Here is a 10661-nt window from a genome sequence, read left to right as displayed (position 1 = left end):
CGGGTTCAGGTTAAGTTTTGAGGTTATGGGTCGCGGCGGCTTGAAAAGACAAACCCGCTCTAAAGAACCCTGAACCCTGAACCCTGAACCCTGAACCGTGAACCCTGAACCCCGAACCCTGAACTCTGAACCCCGAACCCTGAACTCTGAACTCTGAACCCTGAACCCTAACTCTGAACCCTGAACTCTGAACCCTGAACTCTGAACCCTGAACCCTGAACCCTGAACCCGAAACGGGTTCTTCCTGCTGGCATCCTTTCCACCGACTTAGGTGTCAAAGAAATGGTAGGGCCGGGCAGTCGGCTGATTCGGTTCGTGCGGCCACGCCCATCTCGCCCTACCAACCTCATTTCGCACCAGTTCGGAGGAGAGAAAAACAATGAAGAAGAGAAGCATGTTGGTCGGAGTCTCCATAGCGTTGTTCTCGCTGGCGCTGACCGGCTGTCCGGAACGCATTCGCATCGGCGACATAGAAAGGGATCCCGGTCGATACTTCGATAAGGAAGTCACTGTTGCGGGCCGCGTTGTGCGCTCATACGGCGCGGCAGGTGCAGGAGTCTACGAGGTGGACGATGGCACCGGCAAGATTTGGGTGGCCACAGAGAAGTACGGCGTACCGAGCAAGGATGCGTATATAGGCGTTACTGGACGCGTAGTGCCGGGGGTCACCTGGGGCGGGCGCAACTACGGAAACGGCATGCGCGAGACGAGACGCCGCACACGCGAAACTCGGTGAGTATTGACGACACCGTCGTTCGAGATCACCGCGAGCAGGCTGCGCAAAGAGAGAGGACACCTCTCGCGCCGCCGCAAGCGGCCGATGCTGCCTCCAACCTGTTCGAGGGCGGCGCGGCAAGTGTATGAACGATCCACCAACTTACCTGATTACACTCCTAATTTGTTAGTGGGTGCGGTGTGGCGAATGCAGTGCTTACTGCGTCTTGGGGGCGTTTCGCCTGCGCGCTCGCAGGTACACACGGACATCATCGTTCCGAGGATTGACAGTGTAGATCGATACGCGTCCGTCTGGAAGCGTCTGTATAGTCGATGCCGCTGACAGAGCCGTGAGGTACCAGCCTGGAGGCAAGACTACGGTGTTGCGCAAGCGGCCGAAGCTGCGGTCCCACACCAGCTCGTTGCCGTCGAGATACAAACTCTTGGCATCGACATAAGTCTCTTTTAGACGGATGCGGTTCGTTGTGCCGGCGGCAATCGGCCTCGCGAGATAGGTGACCACAATTTCCGTGTCGTCTTTGACATCTCCAACCGCGAGCTTTCGATCGCGAGCCGTCTTGCCGTCAATGGTTTCCCACTTCAGGGTTTCTCCACTGTCCAGATCGATGCTCTCGGGATCGGTGACGTGGCTCCCGGCGCGGACGACATTGAAGTAATACTTCTCGCCAGTATTCTTAACGGTGTAGTCATGTGTGATGCGGAAGGCATGACTTTCGGGCGATTGCAGCTCGTAGAGTATCTCACGATCTTGATATGCGCGTTCCGTGAAAGCTGGGTTCTGCCCAAACGCGAGTTCGTTTGGCGCCACAAGAAGGAATCCGGCGCCCATCAAACAAACCGCCGCACACGCAAGGCTTCTTCGAATGAAGTTCATCGCGAGACCTCGGCTTTCTTAGTTGAAGGTAACCGCCGCGCCTTGATCGTGACCTCGAGTTGACCGCCGCTCCCGGGATTCACAAACGCAAGCTTCAAGCGGCCGCCGCTTTCGCTTAAGACCTGGGTTGCCACCGATGATGACAGGATCTCATAACCGGGCGGGAGCACAACGCCGTCGCGAGGGATGCCAAGCGGCCGCTTGAACACGATCGCGTCGCCTTCGGTGAAGTAACTCTTGTCGTCCTTGTAGGTCTTGATGATCGCGAGTCTGTATTCGCCGCGTGCCGGCACTGGATGAGCAAGGTGAACCTGTATGTACTTGCTTGTCGGATTGAATCGTTCAGCCTGAGGGTTTACTTTATCACCGGAGGCAGCGGCGGCTTGCGCGCCGGTGACGACTTCGAACTTCAAAAACTTTCCCGTCGCCAGGTCGACTACAGATTCATCTGTAGCGTCACTGCCTTCGCGGATCGCGTTGAAGTGAAACTTTGCGCCGGGCCTGGTTTCGGTCACTTCGTAGTAGATTTTGAACTGATGGCTTTCAGGCGCGAGCAGCTCGTAGCGGGTGTAAGTGTCCGCCGACACGAACTGGGCCGTCGCGGTGAAGCTTGCCGGAGTTAGCAGGCCGAGCAGGATCGATGCGCCTATTGCAAAGACTATCACTTGCCTTGTCAAAGCCGTCGTCCTCCTGTGAGGGTTGCGCTCGAGCAGACTGAACGGCGCGCAGTCTATCATCGAGAATTTCGAATTGCCACTGACGCTGGGCACTCGTCAGGACGGTAGGATGGGCGCCGCGAGCTTTGATCCAGCACGCGAACAGACTGAAGAAGTCTGTGCCACGTGGCGCGGTACTCGCAGTCACGCGCGCCTGTTGTCGTTGTAAGCCAGCCAACGCTTTGTTAATATGCCGCCCAAACCAGGAGACCACACTATGCATACCAAACGTGCGTTGACCAGGCGGGGATTTATGGCGAACGCGGCGCTCGGCGCTGCTTCGATAGGCATCGGGTTGCCATCCAAGCTGAGTGCGATTTCGCGCTATCCCGAGGCCGAGGCCGGCGCTGGACGTGACCCTCTGCGGCTCAATCGCAATGAGAGTCCTTACGGTCTCGCGCCTGCTGCCGCCGAAGCCCTGCGAAGCGCGGTCGATCCCAAATCGTTCCGATATCCAATCGAGGAACCGAAGGCGCTGGTCGAAGCGATTGCCAAACGCTTCGGGGTCGAGAACGAGAATGTGATTCTCGGTTACGGGTCAACCGAGATACTCAAGATGGCGACGGAAGCCTTCTGCAATTCGGCACGCAGCGCGGTAGTGGCGGAGCCGACATTCGAGGCGGTGGTTGGTTACTGCCCGTTTATTCACGCCCGTGCGCAGAAGATCAGGTTGAACGCGGACCACAAGCACGACCTCCCGAGGATGCTGCGAGCGAGCCACGGCGCGGGGATGATCTTCTTCTGCAACCCTTCGAACCCGGTTGGCACGTACATCGACAAACAAGAAACCGAACGCTTCGTTCGGAGGCTTCCGCGCGGTACGGTGCTGCTGTCCGACGAGGCTTACGCGGAATACGTAACGCAACCCGATTATGAGAGCTGCGTGCGCTTCGTGAAGGAAGGCTTGCCGGTCGTCGTGTCGCGCACGTTCTCGAAGATCTACGGGATGGCTGGGCTGCGAGTCGGCTACGCGATCGGGCGCAAGGATTTGATCAAGCGAATGGCCAAACGCCAGTTGGTGAACAACCCGAATCAACTAGCTATTGCAGCGGCGCTAGCGGCGTTGAAGAGCGATGGCGAGTTCGTGGATCGCTTGCGTAAGATGAACGCCGAAGTAAGAGACTACGTGTCCAACGAGTTCAGCGCGATGGGTCTCCAGCCCATTCCATCCCAAACGAACTTCGTGATGATCGGCGTTAACCGCCCGGCGAAGCCGCTGATCGAGGAGTTGAAGAAACGCAAGCTGCTTGTGGGCCGGCTGTTCCCCTCGATGCCCCAGCACGTGCGAGTGAGCTTTGGGACGATGGCTGAGATGAAGACGTTCCTAAAAGAGTTCAAAGACCTGCTGACGACTCAAGCTAAGTTGGGCGCCGCTTGAGCGGGCGAGATTCCGGCTCGTCTCCGAGGGATGTAGCGGCGCGCAATCGTGACAGCTCGTTGAGACTCGCGGGGCGCTTGAGTTACACTCTCCAACGAGCAGAACCAACGGTGAGGGCTTGAACCATGTCACGAGTATTAGCAGACACTCCGGTCGATTTGCGTGACGTCATCGAGAACATCATCACCGAGGATGATGAGCCGGTGGACAATCTCTTTTCCTGTAAAGAACAACGTCTTTTGGCGGGGACCATATACAGTTCGTGGACACCGACGCCGAGCGAAGACCGGCCGAAGAGGCGCCGAAAGTTTCTGGCCGGCATCAATGTCGGGATCTTCTTCGCCCTTCATGAACCGCCGCTCGTGCCCGATTTCTTCCTTAGCCTCGACGTGCAGCCGCACAAGGACTGGCACGACAAGGCGCATCGCAGCTACTTCGTTTGGGAGTTCGGCAAAGTTCCGGAGCTCGTCATCGAGATCGTCTCAAATCGCAAGGGCGGCGAGTTGACCGGAAAGCTCAAAGACTACGCGCGTATGGGCGTGAATTATTACGCGGTCCACGATCCCGAAAAGCTCTTGAGCAAAGACCTGCTGCGAGTCTATGAGATAGGCTTCGGCAAGCGGTATCAGCTGCGCGAAGACTATCACATGCCTGATCTCGGCCTTGGCTTGAAACTATGGAAGGGTGTGTTTGAGGACAAGGAAGACACATGGCTCCGCTGGTGCGACGCAGCAGGCAAGTTGCTTCCCACTGGCGAAGAGCGTGCCCGGCGCGCAGAGGCCGAAGTCGAGAGGCTGCGTGCCCAACTCGCACGCCGTAAACGCTCGGCCGCCAGGAAACGTCAAAGGTAGGCCACGCCAGGCGCCAGCAAAGATCAGCGCCAGATTCTGTCAAGAGGCAATACGAACCCCGCAAGAACCGGATCCCCGTTCACCGATACAGGACTATCGAGACATTCGACCTCGGCGTTCTGCCGGTAAACCCAGACTTTCTTCTTCAGCGGATCAATGAGCCAGCCAAGTTGCGCTCCGTTGTCGATGTACTCCTGCATCTTCGCCTGGAGGGTGCTGAGGCGGTCAGTGTCGGAGCGCAGTTCAATCACAAAGTCCGGGCAAAGCGGCGGAAATCTCCTGCGTTCTTCCGCGGTGAGTGCTTCCCACCGCTCATTCCTGACCCACGCCACATCCGGTGAGCGGAACGCTCCGTTGGGCAAGGCGAACTCAGTAGAAGAATCAAAACCCACGCCGGTGCCGTCCGCCATCACCCAATTGGAAAACAGACCTGACAGATTGAAGTTGCTGCGTCCGGTTTCTCCTCCTGTCGGGGGCATAATGATCAAGTCTCCTTCGCTCGTGCGTTCAATCCGCAAGTCGGGATGGAGCTGGCAGAACTGATAATACTCTTCGTCACTCATTTGTTGGATTACCGGACCCAGATGCAGGACCAGAGGATCAGGAGCGCTATGTTCGAGTATCGGATGCATTGCTTGCCTCCCTCCCGGCGCTTGCCGAGCCACGCAGCTACAATCTTACCATGAGTATTCGATGATGCAGTCCTTGCCACGCCGGCCCTGTAGTTCGCTTCTTACTTCTTGACCGTCGGATACTGTATCCCGAGTTGCTCCAGATAAGTCTTGTACTTCGCCGCGTCGTAGTAATACTTCTTCAGCTCAGGCCGGGACCTTTCCATCTTCTCTTTGTTCAGCTCAATCGCCGGTTGATCGGTCGGATTGATCAGCGGTGCGTACTTGATGTCCTTCGTTTGAACATCGTTGAAGTAGGTCCACGCTTGCTTGATCAACTCCGGTGACAGCAAGTAGTCGAGTGCCGTCATCGCTTGAACTTTCGCGCCGGCCGTCGAGCCTTTGTGCGCCAGCGGAGTCGCCATCGCCACCGCGTTTGGCCAGGCGTGGCCCGGCAAGTTCGGAATGTTCGCAGGGTAGCGCAAGTAAACCATCGGCACGTTCCAAGAAATGTCGCCTACATCATCCGAGCCGCCGCCGGTCGGATCTTTTGGCGGCTCGAGCGGCTTGACCTTCATCTTCAAGCCCTCAACCTTCGCGCCGATTTCCTTCTGCAAGGCTTTCGCGAGCGTCTGATCCGCCTCGCTCCATTCAGGCATGCCGACCATCTCGATGTTCTTCTGTTGCACCTCGGCGATCGGTTTGTTGAAGTGGCAAGGCCACGCCGAACCGACGATGCGTTGAGTAACCGTAGTATCGGTCATCATCGTCGCCGCTTGAGCCATCTTGTTGCCAAGCTCGTAGAGTTCCTTGATGCGCGGATACTCCAGCTCGCGGAAGTAGTACCAGACCGCGGCTTCCGAGGGCACGACGTTAGGCTGATCCCCGCCGTCGATGATCACGTAATGCGATCGCTGCTGAAGCCTCAAATGCTCACGGCGGAAGTTCCACGCAGTGTTCATCAACTCGACCGCATCGAGCGCGCTTCGTCCCGACCACGGCGCGCCCGCTGCGTGAGCCGCTTTGCCGTGAAAGAAGTACTGAACCGATACCAGTCCGCTGTTGGTCGCCGTCTGGCCATAGCTGGTCGCAAAGTCCGAATCGACGTGAGAGCCAAGCACGATGTCGACGTCTTTGAATAATCCGGCTCGCACGAAGAATGCTTTTGCAGCGACCAGTTCTTCGGCGACTCCCGGAAAGAGCTTTATCGTCCCGGCGATCTTGTATTTCTCCATCAGCTTTTTCAGGACGATTGCCGCCGTCACATTCACACCCTGCCCGGAGTTATGGCCTTCGCCGTGGCCGGGCGCGCCTTCGACGAGGGGATCGTGATAAGCGATGCCGGGCTTCTGCGAAGCTCGAGGGATGCAGTCGATGTCTGTAATGAACCCGATAACCGGCTTGCCCGAACCGTAAGTCGCCACCCAGGCGGTTGGCATTCCGGCGACGCCGCGCTCAACGTTGAATCCATTCTTCTCCAGGATCCCGGTGATGTATTTCGAAGTCTCGTATTCCTGAAAACCCAGTTCGCTGTAGCTAAATATTTGATCGACCATCTGCTGGGTCAGGACGCGAAGCCCTTCGACTTCGGAGATCGCCTCGCGCTTCAGGTCGTCGAGCTTCGGCGCGTCGTGAGTTCGACCCGGCATACTGGCAGCCAGCATCAATACAACGGCGAGAGCCGCCACTCTAAGCTTGGTCATTGTTCTCCTCCTCTGAGAATCGGTTCAGAGTACAAGCTTTAGCTTGCTTTGTTGTGTTCGGGCGGCAGCCTGAAGGCTGAACTCTGAACTCTTGTGCGATGCGCGAGACTATGACTTTTCGCCGATCAAGTCAACGAACCTGGGAGCGCAGGCATCCCTGCCTGGGGAGGGCGCTTTGAACAAAGAATAGGCGTTAGGGGAAAGCGGCAGGAAGGGATGCCTGCGCTCGCAGGCTTGCAAACGACCGCCTTTGCTGACAGGATACCGCTTCCGAATTACGGCTGGAATTTTCTGTAACCGGGCGGAGACTTTTTGAGTCTTAGGCGTCAGGGCGGGCGCGCTCGTGGCCGTGCTTCCACTGGCGCGGACGCGAGCACGCTCTGCCAGTTTCACCAGGACAAACCAGGGATAGACCGGGATACACAGGACGCTCACACGCTCGAGTCTACCCTGCTCTTGCTGTGTATCCCTGTTTGAATAATCTTCTCTGCCGCGATTTCCAGTTATCAAAAGCTATCCAATGGAGGAAACCCATGAACCGAGGACGCTTGTTTGCTCTCAGGCAGACGTGTGCGCTTCTGATTGCCTGCGTGGCGCTCGCAATGTTCGCCGCTACCGGCCGCGCTGCTGATCCGCGATCCGCACCGCAAAAGAAAGACAAGGCCAAGACTGGCGCGCCCGCCTCGAAGATCAACGAGGAGTACACGGCGAAGATCAAAGAGTACACGACCGAGAAATACTTTCTAACCGAGCTTGTCGATCACCTGCCGGCGTCGGACAAAGTGCCCTCGCCCGATAAGGTCCTCGGCTACGTCGTGGGCACGCCCAACAAGCTCACCTACACGAAGGATATGTATCGCTACTATCGCGAGCTTGAGAAGTCCAGTCCCCGGGTTCGGGTGTTCACTGCGCCCGAACGCTCCGAGGAAGGCAAGGAGCAGATGCTCGTGGTGGTCAGCGACGAAGCGAATATCGCGAAGCTCGACCGCTACAAGGAGATCACGGCAAAGCTTGCCGACCCGCGCAAGACGGACGCCGCCGCGGCTCAACAGTTGATCGGCGAAGGCAAGGCTTTCTACTGGGCGTCGGGATCAATCCACTCGCCCGAGCAAGGCTCGCCCGAGATGTTGATGGAGCTTGCCTATCGGCTGGCCGTCGAGGATTCGCCGGTCATCGAGGCAATACGCAAGAACGTCATCGTGATGATCACCCCCGCACTCGAAGTAGATGGCCGAGATCGTGCGGTTGATCTGTACAACTATCGCAAGGCGAATCCGAATAAGCAGACGCCGCCACTGCTGTACTGGGGCAAGTACGTCGCGCACGACAACAACCGGGACGGGCTCGGCATGGCGCTTGCGCTATCCCGGAACCAGATGAAGACGTTCCTCGAGTATCATCCGGTTGTGCTTCACGACCTGCACGAATCAGTCCCGTTCCTGTACACATCGACCGGAACTGGTCCATACAACGCGTGGCTCGACCCGCTGGTCATCGATGAGTGGCACGTGCTCGCCTATCACGAGATCGAAGAGATGACCAAACGCGGAGTGCCCGGTGTGTGGACTCACGGGTTCTACGATGGATGGGCGCCGAACTATATGTTCTACGTCGCGAACGGGCACAACTCGATCGGAAGGTTCTACGAGACGTTTGGTGGACAGGGCGCGGACACCAGCGTTCGCAACGTTGGCGCGCAGTCCGGGCGCGATTGGTTCCGTCCCAATCCACCGCTTCCGTGGGTGAAGTGGTCGATCCGAAACAACATCAACATGCAGCAATCGGCGATCCTGTTCGCGATGAATTACGTCGCAAATCAGAAGGACCGCTTCCTGAACAACTTTTACATCAAGAGCAAGCGGTCGATTTCCAAGGCCACAAACGAAGGGCCTTATGCATGGGTGATCCCGGGCGACACTCCGCGTCCGGTTGAAGCAGCAGACATGATAAACCTCCTTCGCTTGATGGGAGTCGAAGTTCAGACGGCAACGAAGGAATTTGCCTTCAAAGAGCAAAGGTTTCCGGCGGGTTCTTACATCGTTCGCATGGACCAACCGTATTCGCGAATGGCGGACATGCTCTTCGACACCCAGTACTACAACGTGAACGACCCACGGCCCTACGACGACACGGGTTGGACGCTGGGCGCGCTTCGCAACGTGAAGACGGTGCGGATCACCGATAAGGCGATCCTTGAAGCCCCGATGGTGTTGCTGACCAGTGACGTCAGGGTTCGGGGCAAGATCGCGGGATCGGCTGCCACAGCCGGTTTCGTCATCAATCACACCGCGGACAACACGCTGGCAACGCTTCGGTACAAGCTCAAGGACGTAAAGATGGAAGCGGCCGAAGACTCGTTCAAGATCGCCGATCAGCAGTTCAACGCCGGCTCGTTCATCATCAAGACCGAAGGCAATCCGGCGGACGCACGTCAGCGGCTCGATGCGGCGGTGACGGAACTGGGATTGACGGCGCTGGCGGTCGACAAGCTGCCTGAAGTAAAGAGTCACGAGATCGCCGCGGCGCGCATCGCCATAGTTCACACCTGGACCAATACTCAGAACGAAGGCTGGTACAGAATCGAGTTCGACCGCTTGCAGATTCCTTACTCGTACATTTCGGTTCACGTGCTCCGCGACACGCCAAACCTCAAGGATAAGTACGACGTGATCCTCTTCCCGCCCGTCGGCGGCTCGGCTCAGTCGATCGTCAACGGCATGCCAAAGCGGGGCGACCCGGTGCCCTGGAAGCAGTCCGAGTTGACCCCGAACTTTGGTTTCTCGCCCGATCAAACGGACGACATGCGCGGGGGCATCGAGCTTCGGGGCGTATTGAATCTCCAGCGGTTCATCGAGGACGGGGGATTGTTCATCACGATCACCAACATCTCGCAGATCCCGATCGACTATGGCATCACGACAGGAGTCACGATAGAACCCTCCCGTCAGCTTCAAGCGCGCGGTTCGATTTTCAACGCGACGTTTGCGGATAAGAAGAGCCCGATCGCCTACGGCTATGGTGACTCGCTTCCGGTCTACTTCAATCAGGCGCCTTTGTTGAACGTGAGCGCGCTGCCGGGTGGCTTCGGCGGCGGAGGAGGCGGCGGTGGGGGTGGCGGCGGAGGAGGCGGCGTCGCTCCAGGCCAGCGGCCATCAGGCCGGGGAACGATGACCGATCCGGATATCATTCAGTCAATGCCGCAAGCCGGACAGCGTCCGCAACAACAGACGCGCCCCGGGGAAGAAGGCATCCCCGAGGAAATGCGTCAGTTCGCGGCAGCGCTGATTCCGCCTGTGAATATGAGGCCGCGAGTCGTGCTGCGCTTCAACACGAATGAGAAGGAGCTGCTGATTAGCGGAATGCTGGCCGGCGGGTCGGAGCTTGCGGGCAAGGCGGCGGTCGTCGATGTGCCTGTAGGCAAGGGTCACGTGGTGATGTTCGCGAACAACCCGATGTGGCGGCATCAGACTCAGGGAAGCTTCTTCTTGTTGTTCAACGCGGCGATGAACTACAACAACCTTGGCGCTGGAAGGCCCGAGCCTCCCGCAAGACGACCAGACGCAGCAACCGGGAACGATCAATAGACGGACATGTTGTAGCCTGCATTAAGCGCGCAGGACTGTTTCGGGCCTCGATAGGCTACAACATCACGTACCCACTTCTCACGAAGTGGGTATGCGCGGCGCCAGGCGCGCTTCGTTGCAGGCTACAACATTACGAACCCACTTCTCACGAAGTGGGTATCGATAAACTGAAGTTTGGCGGACCCGGCCTGTGATCCTTTGAAGCTTTT

The 10661-nt window shown here is 57.8% G+C and carries 8 protein-coding genes; 4 read left to right on the top strand and 4 right to left on the bottom strand.

What is annotated here, in order from left to right; all coding sequences use genetic code 11:
* The first annotated feature begins 379 nt into the window (after positions 1-379).
* Positions 380-736 (top strand): hypothetical protein, encoded by a 357-nt coding sequence (locus AABO57_22075; protein MEK6288414.1) that lies wholly within the window; start codon positions 380-382, stop codon positions 734-736.
* A 195-nt stretch (positions 737-931) separates the two neighbouring features.
* Here AABO57_22075 and AABO57_22070 read toward each other — a convergent pair whose 3' ends face one another.
* Both AABO57_22070 and AABO57_22065 read right to left on the bottom strand, forming a co-directional pair.
* Positions 932-1609 (bottom strand): hypothetical protein, encoded by a 678-nt coding sequence (locus AABO57_22070; GenBank protein MEK6288413.1) that lies wholly within the window; start codon positions 1607-1609, stop codon positions 932-934.
* Complete coding sequence (locus AABO57_22065; GenBank protein MEK6288412.1) at positions 1606-2286, bottom strand: hypothetical protein; 681 nt, start codon at positions 2284-2286, stop codon at positions 1606-1608. Before AABO57_22065 ends, AABO57_22070 begins: the two co-directional genes overlap by 4 nt.
* Positions 2287-2542: 256 nt before the next feature.
* On the opposite strand from AABO57_22065, the gene AABO57_22060 reads away from it, so the two are divergent.
* The gene (locus AABO57_22060) at positions 2543-3703 is read left to right on the top strand and encodes an aminotransferase class I/II-fold pyridoxal phosphate-dependent enzyme (protein ID MEK6288411.1); all 1161 of its coding nucleotides are present in this window, start codon (positions 2543-2545) and stop codon (positions 3701-3703) included.
* 125 nt (positions 3704-3828) lie between these two features.
* Positions 3829-4554 carry a Uma2 family endonuclease gene (locus AABO57_22055; GenBank protein MEK6288410.1) on the top strand — a complete coding sequence of 242 codons (726 nt, stop codon included), beginning with the start codon at positions 3829-3831 and terminating at the stop codon, positions 4552-4554.
* 23 nt (positions 4555-4577) lie between these two features.
* Here AABO57_22055 and AABO57_22050 read toward each other — a convergent pair whose 3' ends face one another.
* Both AABO57_22050 and AABO57_22045 read right to left on the bottom strand, forming a co-directional pair.
* Positions 4578-5186, bottom strand: coding sequence for a Uma2 family endonuclease (locus tag AABO57_22050; protein MEK6288409.1), 609 nt, complete (start codon positions 5184-5186; stop codon positions 4578-4580).
* Between the two features lie 101 nt (positions 5187-5287).
* Positions 5288-6829: an amidohydrolase gene (locus tag AABO57_22045; protein MEK6288408.1), complete on the bottom strand. Its 1542-nt coding sequence runs from the start codon at positions 6827-6829 to the stop codon at positions 5288-5290.
* Positions 6830-7401: 572 nt separating this feature from the next.
* Here AABO57_22045 and AABO57_22040 point away from each other — a divergent pair.
* The gene (locus AABO57_22040; GenBank protein MEK6288407.1) at positions 7402-10452 is read left to right on the top strand and encodes a M14 family zinc carboxypeptidase; all 3051 of its coding nucleotides are present in this window, start codon (positions 7402-7404) and stop codon (positions 10450-10452) included.
* Positions 10453-10661: the final 209 nt, after the last annotated feature.

It is taken from the genome of Acidobacteriota bacterium, from assembly GCA_038040445.1.
GTDB lineage: Bacteria > Acidobacteriota > Blastocatellia > UBA7656 > UBA7656 > Onstottus_A > Onstottus_A frigus.
This window is presented reverse-complemented; position numbering and strand designations above follow the sequence as displayed.

Excerpts from the sequence above, each read along its gene's own strand:
- AABO57_22060 (MEK6288411.1), top strand. The coding sequence starts at position 2,543 with ATGCATACCAAACGTGCGTTGACCAGGCGGGGATTTATGGCGAACGCG.
- AABO57_22070 (MEK6288413.1), bottom strand. The coding sequence starts at position 1,609 with ATGAACTTCATTCGAAGAAGCCTTGCGTGTGCGGCGGTTTGTTTGATG.
- AABO57_22055 (MEK6288410.1), top strand. The coding sequence starts at position 3,829 with ATGTCACGAGTATTAGCAGACACTCCGGTCGATTTGCGTGACGTCATC.
- AABO57_22075 (MEK6288414.1), top strand. The coding sequence starts at position 380 with ATGAAGAAGAGAAGCATGTTGGTCGGAGTCTCCATAGCGTTGTTCTCG.
- AABO57_22050 (MEK6288409.1), bottom strand. The coding sequence starts at position 5,186 with ATGCATCCGATACTCGAACATAGCGCTCCTGATCCTCTGGTCCTGCAT.
- AABO57_22040 (MEK6288407.1), top strand. The coding sequence starts at position 7,402 with ATGAACCGAGGACGCTTGTTTGCTCTCAGGCAGACGTGTGCGCTTCTG.
- AABO57_22045 (MEK6288408.1), bottom strand. The coding sequence starts at position 6,829 with ATGCTGGCTGCCAGTATGCCGGGTCGAACTCACGACGCGCCGAAGCTC.